At 61.7% G+C, this 19,237-nt stretch carries 16 protein-coding genes; 5 read left to right on the forward strand and 11 right to left on the reverse strand.

The annotated features are described in order from the left end of the window. The first annotated feature begins 1 nt into the window (after window position 1). The 4 genes from EWV35_RS07440 to EWV35_RS07455 all read left to right on the forward strand — a co-directional run bounded on the left by EWV35_RS07440 (window position 2) and on the right by EWV35_RS07455 (window position 4,131). Window positions 2–1,039, forward strand: a complete 1,038-nt coding sequence (locus EWV35_RS07440) for a Gfo/Idh/MocA family protein (RefSeq protein WP_129660008.1) — start codon at window positions 2–4, stop codon at window positions 1,037–1,039. A 96-nt stretch (window positions 1,040–1,135) separates the two neighbouring features. Further along, window positions 1,136–1,510: an ester cyclase gene (locus tag EWV35_RS07445; RefSeq protein WP_197964446.1), complete on the forward strand. Its 375-nt coding sequence runs from the start codon at window positions 1,136–1,138 to the stop codon at window positions 1,508–1,510. Window positions 1,511–1,944: 434 nt separating this feature from the next. Further along, the gene (locus EWV35_RS07450) at window positions 1,945–2,511 is read left to right on the forward strand and encodes an NADPH-dependent FMN reductase (protein ID WP_129660011.1); all 567 of its coding nucleotides are present in this window, start codon (window positions 1,945–1,947) and stop codon (window positions 2,509–2,511) included. 270 nt (window positions 2,512–2,781) lie between these two features. Continuing rightward, window positions 2,782–4,131, forward strand: a complete 1,350-nt coding sequence (locus EWV35_RS07455) for a YjiH family protein (RefSeq protein WP_238654271.1) — start codon at window positions 2,782–2,784, stop codon at window positions 4,129–4,131. Window positions 4,132–4,261: 130 nt separating this feature from the next. Here the strand turns inward: EWV35_RS07455 and ald are convergent, their stop codons facing one another. Genes ald through EWV35_RS07495 form a run of 8 tightly spaced genes read right to left on the reverse strand, consistent with a single transcriptional unit; the run spans window position 4,262 to window position 14,199 of the window. Then, window positions 4,262–5,389, reverse strand: a complete 1,128-nt coding sequence (gene ald / locus EWV35_RS07460; protein WP_129660014.1) for an alanine dehydrogenase — start codon at window positions 5,387–5,389, stop codon at window positions 4,262–4,264. 31 nt (window positions 5,390–5,420) lie between these two features. After that, a complete protein-coding gene (locus tag EWV35_RS07465) occupies window positions 5,421–6,902 on the reverse strand; it encodes an NAD-dependent succinate-semialdehyde dehydrogenase (RefSeq protein WP_202976054.1) in 1,482 nt (493 codons plus the stop codon). Next, complete coding sequence (locus tag EWV35_RS07470) at window positions 6,899–8,203, reverse strand: aminotransferase family protein (protein ID WP_129660017.1); 1,305 nt, start codon at window positions 8,201–8,203, stop codon at window positions 6,899–6,901. The genes EWV35_RS07465 and EWV35_RS07470 overlap by 4 nt, the downstream gene beginning before the upstream one ends. A 30-nt stretch (window positions 8,204–8,233) precedes the next feature. Beyond that, entirely contained in the window at window positions 8,234–8,989 is a 756-nt protein-coding gene (locus EWV35_RS07475) for an SDR family NAD(P)-dependent oxidoreductase (RefSeq protein WP_202976055.1), read from the reverse strand. Window positions 8,990–8,992: 3 nt separating this feature from the next. Next, window positions 8,993–10,465: an MFS transporter gene (locus EWV35_RS07480; RefSeq protein WP_193554091.1), complete on the reverse strand. Its 1,473-nt coding sequence runs from the start codon at window positions 10,463–10,465 to the stop codon at window positions 8,993–8,995. Window positions 10,466–10,520: 55 nt separating this feature from the next. Beyond that, on the reverse strand, window positions 10,521–11,753 hold the full coding sequence (locus EWV35_RS07485) for a M20 family metallopeptidase (RefSeq protein ID WP_238654273.1): 1,233 nt from the start codon (window positions 11,751–11,753) through the stop codon (window positions 10,521–10,523). Next, window positions 11,750–12,982, reverse strand: coding sequence for an aminotransferase-like domain-containing protein (locus tag EWV35_RS07490; RefSeq protein WP_129660019.1), 1,233 nt, complete (start codon window positions 12,980–12,982; stop codon window positions 11,750–11,752). The genes EWV35_RS07485 and EWV35_RS07490 overlap by 4 nt, the downstream gene beginning before the upstream one ends. Further along, entirely contained in the window at window positions 12,979–14,199 is a 1,221-nt protein-coding gene (locus EWV35_RS07495) for a M24 family metallopeptidase (protein ID WP_129660022.1), read from the reverse strand. Before EWV35_RS07495 ends, EWV35_RS07490 begins: the two co-directional genes overlap by 4 nt. Before the next feature lie 148 nt (window positions 14,200–14,347). Between EWV35_RS07495 and EWV35_RS07500 the strand changes: the two genes are divergently transcribed. Next, window positions 14,348–15,247 carry a LysR family transcriptional regulator gene (locus tag EWV35_RS07500; RefSeq protein WP_129660026.1) on the forward strand — a complete coding sequence of 300 codons (900 nt, stop codon included), beginning with the start codon at window positions 14,348–14,350 and terminating at the stop codon, window positions 15,245–15,247. Here EWV35_RS07500 and EWV35_RS07505 read toward each other — a convergent pair. The 3 genes from EWV35_RS07505 to EWV35_RS07515 all read right to left on the reverse strand — a co-directional run bounded on the left by EWV35_RS07505 (window position 15,244) and on the right by EWV35_RS07515 (window position 19,219). After that, complete coding sequence (locus EWV35_RS07505) at window positions 15,244–16,518, reverse strand: MFS transporter (protein ID WP_274542951.1); 1,275 nt, start codon at window positions 16,516–16,518, stop codon at window positions 15,244–15,246. The genes EWV35_RS07500 and EWV35_RS07505 overlap by 4 nt on opposite strands. Then, window positions 16,515–17,645, reverse strand: a complete 1,131-nt coding sequence (locus EWV35_RS07510; RefSeq protein WP_202976056.1) for a zinc-binding dehydrogenase — start codon at window positions 17,643–17,645, stop codon at window positions 16,515–16,517. Before EWV35_RS07510 ends, EWV35_RS07505 begins: the two co-directional genes overlap by 4 nt. Window positions 17,646–17,773: 128 nt before the next feature. Further along, a complete protein-coding gene (locus EWV35_RS07515; RefSeq protein WP_129660032.1) occupies window positions 17,774–19,219 on the reverse strand; it encodes a sugar porter family MFS transporter in 1,446 nt (481 codons plus the stop codon). Between the last annotated feature and the right edge of the window lie 18 nt (window positions 19,220–19,237).

The raw sequence follows: 19,237 nt of genomic DNA on the forward strand, positions 1-19,237 counted from the left end.
TATGAGAATCGCAGTGATGGGGGCCGGGACGATCGGCCAGATGCACGCGGCCAATCTAATGACCACGGAAGGTGTTACCGAAGTCGAGCTGGTGGGACGAGATGCTGCTCGCGTTTCCGAGCACGCGGAGAAGGTGACGGAGCGCGCCGGGGCCGCAGGTGCGGGAGTACGTCTGACCACGACCACCGATGCGGACTCGGCCCTCAACGCTGCGGACGGCGTCGTCATCACCACGCCCGGCTCGACTCATCCGCAATTGGTGGCACATTCCGTGCGGATGGGCCTGCCCGTCTTCGTCGAGAAACCGCTGGCGACTTCGGCGCAGGAATACGCCGACCTGCTGGAAGGGATCACGGCGGCCGGGGCGGATGACAAAGTCATGGTGGGTTTCCACCGCCGGCACAGCAAGGAGTACAGAACCCTCAAGGGTCTGTTGGACGCCGGGCAGGCCGGAAAACTACGTGCGGTCTTCAGCGTCGATCATGACAAGTACGCAGCCGACCCCGAAGGCCTCGCGGGCTCAGGGGGAATCTTCGCGGACATGATGGCCCACGGATTCGACATCGTGCCATGGCTCGTGGGCGAACAGGCGACCACCGTGTACGCGACAGGCTTCGCGGCCGCTCACGAGTCGTACCGTGATCACGATCAATTCGACACGGCGACCGCCCAGCTTTCGTTCTCATCGGGCCTCACGGCGACGATTTCCGTGATGCGCGGGCATGCAGTCGGACAGGACGTCAGGGCAGTCGTTCACGGAACCGAGAATTCCTACTCCGTCGGCGAGGCCGACAGGGTGGCGATGACGCGGATCGACACCGACGGGGAGATTCATCCTCCGGAGCACACATTCGAGGGTTATCAGGACAGGTTCTCGTCCGCATTCGTCATGGAGATGCAAGATTTCGTGGCCCTGGTTGCCGGGGAAGGTCTCAACGACAGCCCGCCGTCTTCCGGTGTGCCCGGCATAGAACTTCTCGACGCCGCTCAGCGTTCGCTCCGCAGTGGGCGCCCGGAAGAGGTCAAGCCCTTGCGATAGGGCGCCTCCGACTTTTTCCGCCGACCGGATTGTCTTTCCTGGGGCCTGGACCCGCCCTTTGACGTGGTGTGAGTATGGAGGAACGCGAAGGAGGGCATGATGAACACCGACACCAAAGAAATCTATCGCGAGTGGATCGACCGCCTCTGGAACGGGCCCGATTCCGCAGAGCAGCTGAGCGAGGCCGCCAAACAACTCGTGACCGATGAATTCGTTGGCCATTGGCCTGGGAGGGACGTGCACGGGCCTGAGGGGTTGGCCCAACTCATCGCGGAGACCAAGGCCATGTTCTCCGAACTCAGCTTCAAGATCGAGGTCGCTCCCCTAGCCGATGCGGATATGGTGGCCGCCCGCTGGATCGGGACCGGAACCACGACGGACTGCTCGCCTTCACGCTTTTTCGGTAACGACATTCTTCGAATTCGTGATGGCCGCTTCTGCGAGTACTGGGTCGCATCGGCCGAGGGCTGAGCGGACCGCGACCAATCACCGTGATGCCGAAAACTCGTGACTCCACGCGCCTTCATCGCACCCCGCCAAGCTTTCCCTCTGGCCCCCACACGGCAATGTTCGCTAAGGCGTATTTATCAACACTGGCATAGCGTATATTTAAGATTCGCCTGCCTTTTACCACGAGATGCCCCACGCCTAACGCCGACGGGCACATGATCTGGTGGCTGCTGATAGGGCAGGTCGTAGCCGAGAGCAAGGAGGTCCATCGTGTCCTGGAGCAGACCGAAGCCAACCCCGAGATCACCAACGCCCTGCCCCAGAGCTGACAGGAACCCTGGCTTTGTCTCCGGCCCCTCTCCAACGCCATTGACTAAGGCGAAGACACCCACTGCTCCAGCCGAGACTTGTGAAGCCGTGTATTCAACCAACTTCTGACGAGCGAAAGGCACCCCGTGACCAAGAACATCTCCGTCCTCGTCGGCAGCCTGCGCCGCGGCTCGTTCGCACGCAAGATTGCCCACGAGACCTTGACGCACTTCCCCGCAGGCTACAACACGCAGATCGTCGAGATCCGCGACCTACCCCTCTACGACTTCGACTATGACGACCCCGAGGTCCCCGAGAAGCCCACCCCAGCTGAGTACACACGCTTCCGCGAAACCATCAAAGCTTCCGATGGCGTCTTGTTCGTCACCGCGGAGAACAATCGCACCATCCCCGCCTGCCTGAAGAACGCCATCGATATCGGCTCCAAACCCAACAGCGACGTCGCCTGGAAGGCCCTACCCGCCGGGATTATCAGCCACTCCGTCGGTCGCATGGGCGGCTACAGCTCCCAAAAGAACCTCCGCCTGGCCCTGTCCTACTTCGACATGCCAACCCCCGGCCAACCCGAAGTCTTCCTCGGGCAGTCACCGACACTCTTCAACGACGAAGGGAAGATCGCTTCCGAGCGAACGGTCGAGTTCCTCCGGGACTACGTGGACCGCCTCGTCCAACTCGTGGAGGCGCACAAATAGGTCCGCGAAGGCCCGCACGAGGCCCCCGAGGTAACACATCTGCGCCCCCGCGGCCCCACCCTGCCCGAGGTGGCACTTCTGTGCAGATTCGACCGTGAATCACGCACAAAACTGCCACCTCGACCCTCAAGTCTGGGCCACGGAAAGGAACCGGAAAACACCCGAAGAACTCGCCGTGACGACCTGACGAAAGCCGTAAAAGCACCCACCGCAAACGTGACCCGTGTTACGTTGTATATACAACCACTTCGTAGCTATGAGGGGTCGCACATGACCGAAAAATCAAGGGCGGAGACGCAAACCGCCGCCATGGTCCCGGTCGGCACACCGGGGGCCTGGAAAGATACCGCCAAACTGATCGTGTTCTCGTTGATCGGGATCGTGGTGTTCTTCGTACCCATCACGATGAACGGCAAGTCCTCGATACCGCTGGATCATCTGGTCACTCTGGTCCGTGAATACGCCGGGCCCGTCGTCCCGTGGCTGATGCTCGCCTTGATCCTTGTCGGGTCCGCTCGGCCGTTCGTAACGGGGTCCTGGAACCAGACGCCCACGAAGATCGTGTTCTCGATCCTTAACGTGGTAGGGCTGTTAGCGGCAATCCTGATGGTTTCCGAGCCACCGGCATGGCTGGCAGATCCTGATATCGGCCCGTTCCTCTGGAAGACTCTGGTGCAGTCGGTGGGGCTGATCGTTCCGATCGGTGCGATCTTTCTGGGATTCCTGATCGGGTTCGGCCTGATGGAATTCGTAGGCGTATTCGTCCGCCCCATCATGCGTCCGATCTGGCGCACACCGGGCCGCTCCGCGGTCGACGCCGTTGCGAGCTTCGTGGGCTCCTACTCGCTGGGCCTGCTCATCACCAACCGCGTATACAAAGCCGGTGGGTACACAACACGAGAAGCGGCGATCGTGGCCGTGGGCTTCTCAACGGTGTCCGTGACCTTTATGGTGGTCGTGGCCAACGCCCTGGACCTCATGGACTACTGGCTCATGTACTTCTTCGTCTCTCTCGTGGTGACGTTCTTGGTCACGGCGATTACCGTCCGCATCCCGCCGCTTTCTCGCGTTCCGGACAAGTATTACCCCGGCTCCACTCCTACGCCGGAAGAGACGGTCACCCACAACCGTTTCGGGGTCGCATGGAGTCAAGCCCTGGGGACCCTGCGCTCGACTCCGGGCGTGTTCCGGGTAATTTGGGCCAACTTCAAAGACGGAGTCATGATGGCCTCATCCATCCTGCCTTCGATCATGTCGGTGGGGCTGATCGGGCTGCTTCTGGCAAAGCACACCCCGATTTTCGACTGGCTCGCCTGGATCTTCTACCCCGTGACCTGGCTAGTGCGGTTGCCCGAACCATTGATGGCAGGCAAAGCAGTAGGTCTGGGTCTGGTGGAGATGTTTCTGCCTTCCGCAGAGATCAGCCCCGACCAGAGCTTGATCCTGCGATTTGTGATCGCCGTGGTCTCCGTTTCCGGCATTATCTTCCTGTCCGCGATGGTCCCCTCCATCCTGGCCACGGAGATCCCCCTGAAATTCTGGGCATTGATTGTGATCTGGTTCGAACGTGTGGTGCTTTCCCTGCTCATCACAACGCCGATTGCGTACCTGCTCCTTTGATGCCCTGAAGCAAGAACGGCACGCCTTCGGCCATACGGAGGTCGGCCGAAATGGGTTAAAGTTCATGGCCCCTTCGACTCCGCTGCGGAGTCGAAGGGGCCATGGGCTTTCGGTGAACCACCCACCTGTCCTAGGCGGTGGGTTGGACGAGATTCGAATCCTCCGCATTGTCCGTCGCCAGGTCGGGGAATGCGGCCATAACGCCGGGCTGGACCAGTCGTCCGCTCGCGGTATTGACCCCCTTGGCGATCGCCGCATCGGAAACGATCGCGTACTCAGCGCCGTTACTGGCGATCTTCTTGATGAACGGCATCGTCGCGTTGGTCAACGCCTTGGTCGCGGTCTCGGGGACCGTTCCCGGCATATTCGCGACGCAGTAATGCCGGATCCCGTCCACTTCGAAGATCGGGTCCTGGTACGTCGTGGGGTGCGAGGTCTCGAATGCGCCGCCCTGGTCGATGGCGACGTCAATGAGGAGCGCATCTTCCTTGAGAAGTTTCAGATCGTTTCTCCTGACGACCTTGGGCGCGGCGCGACCGGGAACCAGCACGGCCCCAATCACGACGTCGGCATGGGCCAATTCCTCCTCAACGGTCACCGGATTCGACATCAGCACGCGAGCCCGCCTGTCCAGGATGTTCTCCAGTTCCCGAATTCGTTGGGAAGACATATCAAGCACCGTGACTTCCGCCTGCATGCCGAGTGCGAGCAGCGCCGCGTTGGCACCGACCGCGCCTCCACCAATAATGACGACCCTACCCGGGGCCACACCTGGGGCGCCGCCGAGTAGCTTCCCGGGGCCGTTGCCGTCGCGGGTGAGGTGTTTGGCCGCGGCATGGACCGCCAGGCGTCCCGCAATCTCGCTCATGGGAGTCAGCAGAGGCAACCCCGTCTCGTCCTGGACCGTCTCGTACGCGATAGCGAGGGTACCGGCGTCGAGAAGAGCCTCGGTCAAGGCGCGGTCCGCGGCCAAGTGCAGATAGGTGAAGAGGGTAAGGTCCGCACGCAGGAAGCGGTACTCGGACTCGATGGGCTCTTTGACCTTGATCAGCAGTTCCGCCTGCTCCCAGGCCTCCTCCTGATCCACCAGCTGGGCACCGACCTCTTCATAGGCCGGGTCCTGGAATCCTGCGGAGACCCCAGCATTCGCCTCCACGTAGACCGTATGGCCGTTCCGGACCAGTTCGGCCACGTTGGCCGGGGTCAGGCCGACCCGTTCTTCCTGCGGCTTGATCTCCTTGACGACCGAAATGCGCATTGTTTTTCCTCCTGAAAGTTCTGAGCGCGTCCTAGCGGGACGCGATGTTGTAGAAGCGGATGTTTTGGTATTCCTCGAGTCCGGCGGCCCCGCCCTCACGGCCGAGACCGGATTGCTTGACGCCGCCGAATGGCGCGGCCGCGTTGGAAGGGACCCCCTGATTGATGCCGACCAAACCGGTTTCCAGACGGTCCGAGACCCTGAACGCTCGGTCGAGGTTCTCCGTGAAGACGTACCCGGACAGCCCGAATTCGGTGTCGTTGGCCCTCACGATCGCGTCGTCCTCGGTGTCAAAACGCTGGATTGCCGCGATGGGTCCGAAGATTTCCGTGGTGGCGACCTCAACCGTCGGCGGGACCCGATCCAGGACCGTGGGCTCGAAGTAGTGACCGGGTCCCTCCGGAGCTTTGCCCCCGTACAACAGGTCGGCCCCATTTTCGACTGCGTCATCGACCAGTCGACCCATCTCGGTCACCGCATCACCATTGATGAGGGGACCGAGGCCGACGCCGTCGGCCAGCCCATGCCCCATCGAGACGGCCTGCATCTTTTCCCGAAAAGCCGCCACGAATTCTTCGGCAATACCGTTCTGGACATAGAACCGGTTCGCCGCGATGCACGACTGACCGCCGTTGCGCAGTTTGGCCGCCGCGGCGCCCTCGGCGGCACGTTCGATGTCGGCGTCGTCGAAAACGATCAACGGAGCGTTCCCACCCAGCTCCATGGACGTTCGCAGGACCCTTTCCGAAGCCAGACCCAAGAGGGTCCGGCCGACCTCGGTGGACCCGGTGAAAGACACCTTTCGGGTGTGCTGGTCCCGGAGCGATGTTTCGCTGAAAGTCCGCGAACTGGAAGTCGTCACAACCTGGACGAGGTCTTCCGGGACACCCGCTTCACGCGCCAGCTGAACCGCAAAATATGCCGTCAATGGCGTCGCTGTGGCGGGTTTGATGACTGCGGGGCACCCGGCGGCCAGGGCCGGTGCGATCTTTCGGGTCGCCATCGCGAGCGGGAAGTTCCAGGGGGTGATCAGAACGGCGAGGCCGACCGGGCTTCGACGCGTGATAATGCGGGATCCTCCATCCGGTGCGTCCTGGTAATGCCCTCCGGAACGCACAGCCTGCTCCGCATACCACCGGACGAAGTCGTTGCCGTACTTCACCTCGCCTCGGGCCTCAGGGAGGGTCTTCCCCATCTCCCGGGTGATCAGCAAAGCTATCCGCTCCGCATTGTCGGTCAGCAGTTCCCACCAACGGTGCAGAATATTCGACCGTTCACGCGGTGTGGTCTGCGCCCAGTCCAAACCGGCTCGGTGGGCACTGCGCAGGGTATCCGTGATACCGGTTTGGTTTGCATCCGGGACATGGGCGATCGTCTTTTCGGTTCCGGGGTCGTTCACCTCTATTCCGGTGTCGGGCAGACCGAGCCCGCGGACGACGTCGTCCGCACGCTGGAGGCTGCCCTGGCCGGGGGAAGTGATGGTAGCCGTACCCGTGGTGGTTGATGTGTTCACGATGCTGCCTCTTCTCCGATAGCCTCATCCATTGCGGCGAGGAAATCGTTCAGTTCCTGTTCGGTCACGATGAACGGCGGGCTGACCTGAAGAGTATTGCCTCGAAGCGGTCGAGAGATGAAGCCCTTGTCGATCATTCGATCGCAGACCTTGTCCACGGCAACCGACTCCCGCAGGGTGACACCGCCGAGCAAACCTGCATAGCGGACTTCCACGACGTCGTCGTTGCGTGCCGCAAGATCTTCCAGGGCGGCGTCGAATACGGGCTCGAAATCCCTGACCCGTTCGACCAGGTTCTCGTCCTGGAGGATCTCGAGGTGTTTGATTGCGACGGCCGCTGCTGTCGCATGACCGGCATACGTGGAACCGTGGCGGAAGATTGGCGTGTCGGGCGAGTCCTCGTAGAAGGGCTCCCAAATACGGGGGCTCACGAATATCCCGCCGAGCGGTGCATATCCCGAGGTGACACCCTTGGCAAAGGTCACCAAGTCCGGTTGCAGCCCGTAACGTTCGGAAGCGAACATCGTGCCGACTCGACCGAAACCGGTAATAACCTCGTCCAGAATCAGAAGGATGTCATTGTCCCGGCACAGCTCCTGAATAGCCTCCAGGTAGCCTTCCGTGGGAGGGTTGACCCCGCCCGTACCCTGAACGGGCTCGGTCACGATGGCCGCGATGTTCTCCGGCCCGATCTGTTCGACCGTCCGGCGGACCTGCTCAGGGTCGTTGAATGAGATGCGTGCCGTTTCCGGCACCAAGGACTCGGTACCGTAACCCTCGCGGTTGAATTCGAGCCCCGCGATACTGGTGCCGTAGGCGTGGAGGCCGTGATAGGCGAACTCGCGGCTGAGGATGACCTGCTTCGTCGGCCGTCCCTCGCGCTGCCAATGCCTACGGGCCAGTTTGCAGGCAACGTCGATCGCGTCCGAACCGCCGCTGTTCAAAATGATCTTGGGGTCGGGAATGGGAGAGACTTCCGCGAGCTTGGCGGACAAGGCTTCGGCTTTGTCATTCGTGAAGCGGGCAAACGTGTGGTACGTCTCCAACTGCATCATCTGGTCGTACGCGGCTTGTGCGAGCTCGGGTCGTGAATGGCCAATGTTGGCGTGCCACAGGCCCGCCGTCCCGTCGAAGAGCCGCTGGCCGTCTCGGGTGACAACATAAGAGCCTTCGCCACGCTCGATCACGAGCTGCCGTCCCACGACCTGCGGGGCCTGCGCCTGCGCCGGCCAGAGGACGGGCCCGTCGACGGCAGTCCTGCCCGAGTTGGCAGATGCGTTGTTTTCAACAGTGGTAGTCATGATGGTGATCCTTTCTGAATCAACACGGAGTTATTGCGAGATGTAGCCGCCCTCGACCGGGATCGTGGTCCCGGTGATGTATGCGGCGCCCGGACTCGCCAAGTAGGAGACAGCGGCCGCGACGTCCGAAGGTTCGGCAATCCTTCCGAGCGGGATCTTTCCAGCGACGTCTCGCTCGGTGGCTTCCGGATCTTCCTGGTTCGACAACCACGTCTCGTACAACGGCGTCTTGGCCATTCCGGGTGCAACGGCATTGACCCGAATATTCAGTGGGGCGAGTTCGACGGCCGCGGCCGTCGTCAACGACTGAATCGCACCTTTCCCGGCGCCGTAGAGGCTCATCGTCGGCACGCCGATCAGAGCCAGACGCGATGTGATATTGATGATCGCGCCTCCTTCACCCTGGTCCCGCATGACACGCCCTGCGGCCTGAAGCGCTGCGATGGTTCCGAAGACGTTGGTCTCGAAATTCTCCCGGAGCTCTTGCTCAGGAACGTCCAGGATCGGACCGACCAGGTCCAGCCCCGCATTGTTGACCAAGACGTCCAGACGGCCACCGCCATCTACGGTCTCGGTGACCAGACGCTGGATATCTGCGGAATCCGTGAGATCCGCACGAATCCATTGCGCCTCGGGCCCCAATTCGGAGGCCACCGCCTGACCGCGTTCCTCGTTGCGTCCGGAGAGGATCACGCGGAAACCGTCCTCGACGAGCCGGCGAGCGATCTCCACGCCGATTCCCGAATTGGCGCCGGTGACCAGGGCCACTGGTTGCTGTGAAATCAACGTTTATCCTTCTTTCGAATCAGAATGTGAGGTGGTGGATTCCCCGACGACCGGGGTCGACCCGGTTTTGAGGCCGATCAGTTCCTCGCCACGGGCGGCGCGCAACTCGTCGTCGGTTCCTGGAACAACGTTTCCGCGCAGTGAACGTCCCGCGGTTTCCCTGAAGGTGAGCACTGAGATGAGGCCGATGACGCCCGCTATCGCCAGATACCAGCCGGGGATCAGCGCGTTTCCCGTCTTGTTGATGAGCAATTCGTTGAACATGCCCGCCGTGCCCCCGAAGATCGCGGTCGAGATGTTGTATCCGACCGCGAATCCGGAATAGCGGACTCTCGTCGGGAACAGCGCCGGGAGAGTCGCGGAAATCGTGGAGATCAGCATGACCAGGAACAGTCCCAGGATCCCGATTCCGAGGAGCTGAGTGAAGAACGAATCGACCTGGATCAGCATCACGGCGGGAACCGAGAAGAGCACGAATCCCAGGGATGCTGTGATCAGGATGGGTCTCCGCCCGATCTTGTCGCTCAACGCGCCGAACGGGACGATCACCGCGATCATGATCAGCTGGATGATGACCAAGGAGAAGTTGGCCTCGGCGGTTCCGTGACCGAGCGTCGCTGACAGGTAACTGGGCATGTAGGTCAACACCAGATAGAACGCGACGTTCAGCAACGTGACGAAACCGATGAGCTTGAGCACCTGAAGCGGGTAGGTCTTCAGCAGATTGCCCAAGGCCTTGATAGCCGAGGGGTGGTCGATTTCTTCCTCAACGTCCTCGGTGAATGTTTCAGGGTCGTGCAAGTGGCGCCGCATCCAGAGGGCGAGTATGCCCATCAGGATGGTCAGGACGAAGGGCAGACGCCACCAGCCCGCCAGCATTCCGTCTTCCCCGACGATGAGGGTCAGAACCGTACACAGGATCGCCGCGCCACTGTAACCGACGAGTGTCCCGAATTCGAGAAAGCACCCGTAAATGCCGCGGCGATTGTCCGGCGCGTGTTCGGCCATGAAGACCGCGGCACCCGCGTACTCTCCGCCAGCGGAAAAGCCCTGGATCGCGCGGAGAAGGATCAGCAGCACAGGGGCGAGGAAACCAATGTGGTCATAGGTCGGCAACAAACCGATGCACGCCGTCGAGGTGCTGATCAACGCGATTGTCAGGACCAAAACCTTCTGGCGCCCGAACCGGTCCCCCAAGGGCCCGAAGATGAAACCGCCCAATGGCCGAACGAGGAACGATACGGCGAATGTGCCCAAGGCCATGACACGCGCCAGGGCGCTTCCGTCCTCGTCGAAGGTGAAGAAGAGCTCCGAAATGTAGACGAGAAGGTAGCCGTAGATGCCGTAGTCGAACCACTCGATGGCGTTACCGATGGCCGATCCTGCAACGGATTTGCGAGCGGTCTTCTTCTCATCGACCGTCATGTCTATCTCGGAGGTGATCGGTGGCGGTTCGTAGACGGGTGTCTGGGACATGGCATCCTCCCGAAGGTGCGCGAGTGGTGGGTCCACCCGGTTCGATGGTTTTCGGTCAAGGGGTCGTGGGATTCGAGCGCTGAAGAGCGATCAATGCATAGGTTCTCGAGGCGGTCAAAAGTTCAGAGATCTCGACGCTTTCGTCGGGTTGATGGGCCTGGCGGTTGACGTCGCCCGGACCCAGAACGACCGTGGGCACGCTATGGGCCTGAGAGATGAATCCACCTTCGCAAGCGGCGGTCCACACTCCTGTCTCGCCGGTCCCCCCAGCTCGCTGGACCGCGTCCTGACAAACGGTCACGAAGCCGTCGGTGGGCTCAGTCTTGAATCCGGGCATGATCATCTCCACGGATCCGGTTACCGAAAGCCTGTCCGTCCCGGCACGGTTCCGGCCGCGAATCGCCCGGCTCGCGTCGGCCAACAATTCGGAGAGAATCGTCGTGGCTTCTTCTTCTGGCAGAGTTCGGCGGTCCAGGTCCAGCTCGCAGTGGTCAGCGACGATCGAGGTTCCGTGTCCGCCGTGAACGGCTCCGATGTTCCAGCAGGCCCGGCCCAGGTCAGGATCCGGTTGCGTGCGAAGCTTCGCATCGTCTTCCTCCACGGCCCGAATGACGTCACCCGCCGCAAGAATTGCGCTGGCGCCGTCATCGGGATTTCCCGCATGAGCACTGGCCCCGGTGATTTCGAGGCGCAAGTTGGTCGCCCCACGGCACGCCGTGATGATGTGCATCCCGGTCGGCTCGGCGACGACGCACCCCGTATACTCCCCGGCGGGTTCCGTCGCGACATAGTGCTGAGCTCCGGAGGCATCGCATTCTTCGTCCACAGTCACGAGCAGCGTCATCGGTATTTCGGGGGCTTCCGCGTGAACCGCGGCCATGGCCACGACCACGGCGGCCAAGCCGCCTTTCATGTCTGCGGCACCCCGCCCCACCAGGCGACCACCCCAGCGACGCGGCTCGAAGGGCTCCCCCGTCCAGCCGGATCCGGCCGGGACCACATCGCTGTGGCCGAGGAAGAGCAGACCGCCCGCGTCGGTGGCGTCTCCGCCGATTCGGGCGATGAGGTTCGAGCGGCCGGGAGCGACTTCGTCGACTTCGGTCCTCGCGCCTATCGCGGCCAGGGCCCCAGAAAGAGCGACGACGGTCGCTTCTTCCGTTCCCCCAGGATTCTCGCCTCCGGCTCGGATCAGCTCTTCCGCGAGCGCAACGATGCTCTCCTCATCGATCCTCCCGGTCACCCGCTCGGACTGCTGCATGGCAGTGGTAAAGACGTCGGTTTGGGTCATGAGAGCGTTCCTCGCCGCTGTGCCGCGAATTCGTCCAGAGCGGTTCCGAGCCGTTCGATGCCCTCCTGAATCCTTTCAGGAGAAGACGTCGCGAAGCACAGGCGCAGTGAGTGGCGTTGGCTGCCGGAGTCCGTGAAGGCCGGTCCCGGGATGTATGCGACGCCATGACGCAAGGCCGAGGGGAACAGCTCCTCGGTATCTATACCGGAGTACTTTCCCTGCAGATCGATCCACAGGAAGAATCCGCCATCGGGATCCGTGGAACGGATGTCGTCCCCGAATCTGTCTCCCAGGGCCCGGGTCATGGCCTGTTTGCGTTCCCGGTACACGGATCGCAGCCAGGAGATGTGCTCGTCCAGTTTCCCTTCAGCCAGGTAATCCGAGACCACTTTCTGCATCGGTACGCTGGTGCACGTGTCCATGGCCGGTTTCGCGTTGACGGCGATATCCCGCAGTGAAGGATCCAGATCCATCCACCCGACACGCAGTCCCGGCGCAAGGATCTTGGAAAAAGTCCGGACTTGGATGACCCGGGGGTTTCCGGGGCTCAGGTCGAGGAATCCCGGAACTTCTTCGCCTTCGAACCGAAGCGCACCGTACGGATCGTCGTCGACGATGTATGCGTCCCATTCTTCGGCCAGTTCCAGGAGCAGTTCTCGGCGCTGGCGGGTCATCGTGGTCCCGCTGGGGTTCTGGAAGTTCGGGATGGTGTAGATGGCCTTGGGGCGTCGTCCTGACGCTTCGACCAGACCGGGCAATGCCTCGACCACGAGCCCGTTCTCGTCCATCGGCGCTTCAATGATAGAAGCCTGATAACTCAGGGCCGTTCCGATTCCATTGGTGTACGTGGGGCATTCGACGATGACGTCGTCACCCGGGTCCACGATCATCTTGAATGCAATATCGAGCCCTTGCATTCCGCCCGTAGTCACGAGAATCCGGTCCGGAGTGGTCTGGACGCCGCGCTCGGCTTGGTATCGAACGATCTGGTCGACCAGATCGGCTTCGCCCTCGCTCGCTCCGTATCCGAATCGGCCTTCGGCCTCGGAACCAAGAATCCGTCCGAAGTCCTCGGTCGGGATCAGTTCGTCGTTGGGAGCCCCCATAGCGAAGCGAACGATGTCGTGGGTCTGGCTGGCCAGCAACGCCGTTGACGCGTCGATCACGGAGCCTTTCAGCTGGCCGGCTCTGCCTGCGAGGCGGGTCGTGGGGATTGTTGGGGTGGTCATAGGTACCTCCGTGAATCGAGAGAAATGAGACCGCGCGGTATGTTGCTGAAGGTCTCGCAACCGTTTTCCGTGACTCTGATGGACTCGGAGACTTCATAGCCCATGCCGGTCAGCCACATCCCGGCAATGAGGTGAAAGGTCATGTTCGTGTGCAGAACCGTGTTGTCTCCTTCCCGGATACTGACGGTTCGCTCTCCCCAGTCCGGCGGATACCCGACACCTATCGAGTAGCCCAATCGGGAATTCTTGGAGTAGCCGTTGCGCCGCAGGACTGCGGTAAACGCTTCGGCCACATCGCTGCTGGTGGTGCCTTCGCGGACGACGTCCAGCGCGGCCTGAAGAGCCTTGACCGTGACGTCTCCCAGACGGGCGAGCTCAGGCTCGGGATCGCCGATGATCGCGGTGCGCGCCAGGGGTGCGTGGTATCGCCGGTGGGCTCCGGCCAATTCGATCGAGATGGGCACTCCCGATGGGGTGGGTGTATCCGCCCATGTCAGGTGCGGTGTATCCGCGCCGGCACCGGTAGGGAACATCGGGACGATCGAGGCGTAGTCGCCGTCCACGGTTCCGTCCCCGCGGGCCTGGGCCGCCATCACGTCCGCGGCCACCTGGTTCTGCGGTCGGTCGAGTCTCAGCCCGTCGAATGCCGCATTCATGGAGATTTCACAGATCCGACCCGCTTTGCGCATGTAGTCGATTTCGGTTTCGGACTTGGTGACGCGGGCCCAGTTCACGAGGTTGTGGTCTTCCTGGAGATCCCATTCCGGCAGACCTGCGGCCAAGGCGCGGTATGTCCGGACGGTGAAGAAAGCGGCGTCACCCTCGTACCCCACGCGGAGTGGTCGTCCGTACCCCAGATCCCGGATAGATAGGGCCATCCAGTCCCCGGGGTGGATCTCTGCCTGGTGGATATACGTTTCCGGGTAACCGAGTATCCGGTCGCGAGGCACTTGGGAGATCGTTCGGTGCGCCCCGTTCGCGTCCATTTCCCGGGCGATGAAGTAGAGATCCCCGTCGACCGGAAAGAACAGGAGCTGCGGCGTGTAGAAGGACCAGGCGTCGTAGCCGGTCAAATAGTAGATATTGGCCGGGTCGGCGATCAGAAGGGCGTCAAAGTCCTTTTCAATGGCGAGATCACGGACCCGTTGACGGCGGGATTCAAATTCTTGGACGGAAAACGGGGCTTCCCTGGTGCCGTCGATGTTCTGCCGGGACAATTCCCCTCCTCTCGGACTCTGTGAGCCACATCTCGGTTCATGTAGTTACCGATGCTATGTGGGGCTCAGGGGCGGAAGAAGGGGGAACAACTTGCTCCTATAGTTAAGTTGCAGTTAAAGATCACACCCTTCAAGATAAGGAACGGCCATGTTGAACGTTCACCGCTTGATTTTGCTGCGTGAGCTGGACTCGAGAGGAAGCCTGGCTTCGGTGGCTCGAGCGCACGAAATCAGCCCCGCCGCGGTATCCCAGCAGCTCGCCCTGTTGGAAAAAGAGGTTGGGATCAACCTCACCGAGCGAGTTGGTCGTCGAATGCTCTTGACGCCCATGGGCAAGAAGCTGGCGCGACGAGCGGATCAGGTGGTCGGAGTCCTCGAGAGCGCAGAAGCCGAGGTGGACGCCGCCCGAAGCGAGGTCCACGGCACGGTGCGCCTTGCCTCCTTCGGCTCCTTCGCGGTCTCGTACTTCGCGGAGATCCTTCATCGCATGAAGAGCTCGTATCCGGAGGTCACGGTGGAGTTCGCACTCCTCGAACCCGCTGCGGCAATATCCAGTTTGATCGGTCGGCGTATTGACGTAGCCATTACGGACGAGTTCTCGGGTCGCCCGCAACCGGTGGACACCGAGATGAATTCGTTTCACTTATTTCGCGATTACATCGTCGCCTATGCCCCGTGGCCCGTGGCCACAGTGCAGGAGCTGGCGGAGGTGCCGTGGGTGTTCGAGACCGGTGGGACAACGGCCGCCGAGTGGGCGCTCAGCACGTGCCGACGGGCAGGATTCGAACCGCGCGTCAGCTACGAATCCTCCGATCTGCGCTTTCACCACGATCTGGTCCAGGCAGGTATGGCCGCAGCTTTTTTGCCGGATATGGTCTTCGACAATGGCATCAACCCCATAGCGCGCCCGAGCCATGCGATCGAGTGGCCCGCCGAGGTCTCATCCCAGCTGTATCGCGACGTGCATGCCCTGACACGGCGGGGAGCCCAGCTCAGGCCGGCGACAAAAGCCCTCCTCGACTACACGATCCAAGTGACCGCTCCCTAAAGTCGCCCTTGTTGCCCCTGGAACTTGGGGAGATTGAGCAGGCCCAGCAATGTGACCGCACCGATCGTGGAGAAGAACAGGAAACCCGTGGGCGCGAGCCCGATCCCGGGTATCAAGAGACCTGCCGCCACGGAAGGCACCGAAATGGACAGATACGCGACCACGAAATAACTGGTCGTCACCTCGGTTCGGCGTTCGTTACGGGTCGCTTTCGTCACGGCCCGCATTCCGGTCATGAAGAGCAGCCCCTGCCCCGAGCCGCTCAGCAGTGCGGCAATCACCAGAACGAGCAAGGATCCGAGCCACAAGGCCAGGATGCTGAAGGCCATGCCGACGGCCAGGGACAACGACCCGACGAGGATGAGAGAGCGGTCTTCGAGCCCTTTCAGACAGATCTGGGCCACCGCCGATGTCAGGAATACCAGCCCAATGACCACCCCGACCGCGGCCGGCGCCTTCACATGCAGTACGCCGGTCAATACGTTGGGCACCACGGAAGAATAGATTCCCATCGTTGCGAACCCGACAACGGCACCCACGGACGCGGCGCCGAATTTCCGACGCGATTCCGAAGGGACGCCTGGAGTCTGGAGCCGGAATCCTGCCTGACTGCGGTCAACAGGGTCCCGCACCTTTACAAGGGCCAATCCGGCGATGACCAGCATGATGGCGTGGACCATGTACGGTGATCGCAGGGACCAGCCGTGCGGCAGGATGGCCAGGGCCGCTTGGGAAACAACCCCGGCCATGAGGACTCCGAGGCCCAACCCGCCCATATTCGCGGCAGTCGCCACCGCTCCCCCGAGCCGTGTGCGGCCCTTGGGCGCGTTCTCCATCACGCTCACGGTTCCGGCCGACGTCAAAAGCCCTGCGGCGAAACCCGAGAAGACTCGTCCGGTGAAGAGCAACCACTCGGCGGTACCGATCCAGAACAAGCCCGCAGAAATGACGGAAAGGACCAATCCGGCCATGAGAACCGGTCTTCGTCCCGTTGCTTCGGACAATCGGCCGAAGAGGATCAGGCCCAGGATCACGCCTGCCGCGTATATGGCGAACAACTCAGTGGTGATCATCCCTCCGAAGCCGAATTCCTCCTGATACTGCGGGTACAGAGGCGTGGGCATCGTGGTGCCGATCATGACGGTTGTGAAAATGTAGGCCGCGGCGGCAAGCGACCAGCCGGAAGCGGATGAATTCTTCACGTTTTCGCTCATGCTTACATCCTGCTCCGGTACGTCACTGGCTGTGGAATACTCGTTCGCGGCCGTCACATCACAACGATGGCGCGTCCTGTGATTTCACCCCGATCGAGCGCCTGGTAGGCATCGTCGACGTCCGCCAGATCGTATCGGCGCGTCACCGCTTCTCTGAGTCGGTAACCTCCTTCCGCCGCGAGGTTCGCGACGGCGGGGAGGTCGACACGGGTGACTGCGCCAAAAGATCCCGTCACTGTCTGGCCCCGGCGGACCAAGGGGCTGATCTCGACCTCGCCGTAGACACCCCCTGGCGCAATCCCGATCGCGACCATACGGCCGCCTTCTCGGAGCAGGGACGCCGCTTGGGTAAAGGTTTCTGGACGGCCAAGGGCCTCGAAGGCAACGTGGACCCCCTTGCCGTCAGTCATGCCCAGGACCGCTTCCTTGGGATCCCGCTTGGTCGAGTTGATGGTCTCATCCGCCCCGAGACGACGCGCGGATTCGAGTTTTTCGTCCGTCACGTCGATGGCAATGACCTTGGACGCGCCCTCGTGCTTTGCAACCTGAATGAGGCTGGACCCCACTCCGCCCACCGCAACAACGGCGACCGTTTCCCCTTCGACCAGACCAGACTTGCGCACGGCCCCGTACGCGGTGAACGCGGCACAGCCTAGGATGGCACTTTCTTCGGGCGGAACATTCGCGGGACGCAGCGTGAGCGCGGAGATCGGGACCACCGAGTATTCGGCCATGCCTGCCATCGAGTACATCGACAACCGGCGGCCGTCGGCAGTGGCCAGCCGTGAGGTGCCGTCGAACAGATTCCCTTTGAGCCGGTTCTCCCCGAAGAACTTCTCGCAGAGGTCGTCGCGACCCCGGAGGCATTGTTCGCATTCGGTGCACGGCATGATGAAGGCGCCGATCACGGGTGCGCCCACCCCGATCTGGCCGGCATCCTCGGTACCTTCGCCGATGCTGACCACTTCGCCACTGATTTCGTGCCCGACCACGCCCGGACCGGGAAAGGCGACCTCGCCCTTGAGCACGTGCAGATCCGTATGGCACACGCCGCATGAAGTGATTCTGACGAGAGCTTCGTCCTTCTTGGGCACCGGGACGGGTATGTCCTCGATGTGGAGGCGAGGAGTGTCTCCTTCCCATATTGCGGCACGCATGGTTTCAGGAATGGTGATTTGGGTCATGTTCCGATACTCCGTCCCCGGCGGTCCGATTGCAAGATGCGCGAGGTCATAGAAGACATCGGCCCCTTGTTGCCCGGTTTTCCAGGCAAAAGGGGCCGATGTCTCAGGCGGTCGTCGCGAAGAACAACCTATTTCTTGCGTCCAACGGTGAAAATGGCGCCGGTGGTCACATCCTCCTCCACAGACTCGAGGCTACGGCCTCGAGTTTCCGGGAGGAACTTGACCATCACGACGATCGCAATCGCGTTGATGACCGCGAATCCGAAGAACGACCCCGTCAGGCCGATCGCCTCCAAGGCAACCGGGAAGAAGTAGCTCACCAGGGCGTTGGCGATCCACATGCAGAAGACCGAGAATCCCATGCCTACCGCGCGCATGTGCAACGGGAAGATCTCCGAGAGCAGGACCCATGTTGCAACATTCAGGAAGGTCTGCATCGATCCGACGAAGCAGACGACCAGAATCAGAATGATGAACGGGCGTGCCGCGGAGTCCTCGGGAACAGCGAACGAAGCGATGCCGATCAACAGGTGGAAAACGGTCACGAGCGTGTAGCCGGTGATAATGGTGGTGCGTCGGTTGATCTTCTCCATCATCCACAGCGCAATGAAAGCGCCGATGACCGCGATAATGCCGGGGGCAATATTCGCTATGAGAGCGGCGTTGACGGCGAAGCCCGACTGTTCAAGAACGATCGACCCGTAGTACATGATCGAGTTGATGCCGGTCAGCTGTTGGAATACCGCGATCGCGATTCCCACGAGCAGGATACGGAGCAACCACTTGTTCTTGAATACGGATTTGAGGCCGGTCTCGTGCTCCCGCGACTCGAGTTCGTTGACCTGCTTGACGTCGTCGATCTCGGCGAGGGCCCGCTCTTCCGAGCGGATCGTCTTCAGAACCGTCAGGGCCTCGTCATAACGACCTTTAGAAATCAGCCAACGGGGCGACTCGGGCATGCGGAGCATGCCAAAGAACAGGCAGATGGCAGGGACGGCACAGACTGCGAGCATAATGCGCCAGACGTGGTCCATGTGGCCGAGCGTGTTGCCCAGAATCGCGTTCACGACGAAAGCGGCGAGCTGACCGACAACGATCATCATTTCATTGCGGCCGGAGAGTGACCCGCGAATTTCGTAGGGCGCAAGCTCTGCCAGGAACACCGGAACGACGGTCGAGGCGCCGCCCACGGCCATACCGAGAAGGAAGCGCCCGATCAGAAGAACAATGAATTCGGGGGCGAAAACGCACACCATGGTACCGAGGAAGAACAATACGGCGAGCATGATGATGGTCTTCCGGCGCCCCCAGGCATCGGAGAGTTTACCGATGCTCACCGCACCGACGGCGGCGCCGACGAGCAAGGAACTCGTGACGAGCCCCTGCGTATCGGCTTTGAGCCCGAGTTCGGCCGACATTGGCTCGAGGGCTCCGTTGATGACACCGGTGTCATAGCCGAACAGCAGGCCGCCGAAAGTCGCAACCAGGGCGACCATGCCCAGGCGTCGCTTGTGCACCCCTTCGGTCAGTGGAGGAAGGGGTTTGGAGGGTCTCTCCGTTGTCGGGCCGCTCATGATGACTCCTTAGATAAC

The organism is Rothia uropygialis (assembly GCF_004137765.1).
Lineage (GTDB): Bacteria > Actinomycetota > Actinomycetes > Actinomycetales > Micrococcaceae > Rothia.

Excerpts from the sequence above, each read along its gene's own strand:
- EWV35_RS07490 (WP_129660019.1), bottom strand. The coding sequence starts at position 12,982 with ATGACCACCCCAACAATCCCCACGACCCGCCTCGCAGGCAGAGCCGGC.
- EWV35_RS07500 (WP_129660026.1), top strand. The coding sequence starts at position 14,348 with ATGTTGAACGTTCACCGCTTGATTTTGCTGCGTGAGCTGGACTCGAGA.
- EWV35_RS07440 (WP_129660008.1), top strand. The coding sequence starts at position 2 with ATGAGAATCGCAGTGATGGGGGCCGGGACGATCGGCCAGATGCACGCG.
- EWV35_RS07455 (WP_238654271.1), top strand. The coding sequence starts at position 2,782 with ATGACCGAAAAATCAAGGGCGGAGACGCAAACCGCCGCCATGGTCCCG.
- EWV35_RS07470 (WP_129660017.1), bottom strand. The coding sequence starts at position 8,203 with ATGACTACCACTGTTGAAAACAACGCATCTGCCAACTCGGGCAGGACT.
- EWV35_RS07445 (WP_197964446.1), top strand. The coding sequence starts at position 1,136 with ATGATGAACACCGACACCAAAGAAATCTATCGCGAGTGGATCGACCGC.
- ald (WP_129660014.1), bottom strand. The coding sequence starts at position 5,389 with ATGCGCATTTCGGTCGTCAAGGAGATCAAGCCGCAGGAAGAACGGGTC.
- EWV35_RS07515 (WP_129660032.1), bottom strand. The coding sequence starts at position 19,219 with ATGAGCGGCCCGACAACGGAGAGACCCTCCAAACCCCTTCCTCCACTG.
- EWV35_RS07485 (WP_238654273.1), bottom strand. The coding sequence starts at position 11,753 with ATGACCCAAACCGACGTCTTTACCACTGCCATGCAGCAGTCCGAGCGG.
- EWV35_RS07510 (WP_202976056.1), bottom strand. The coding sequence starts at position 17,645 with ATGACCCAAATCACCATTCCTGAAACCATGCGTGCCGCAATATGGGAA.
- EWV35_RS07480 (WP_193554091.1), bottom strand. The coding sequence starts at position 10,465 with ATGTCCCAGACACCCGTCTACGAACCGCCACCGATCACCTCCGAGATA.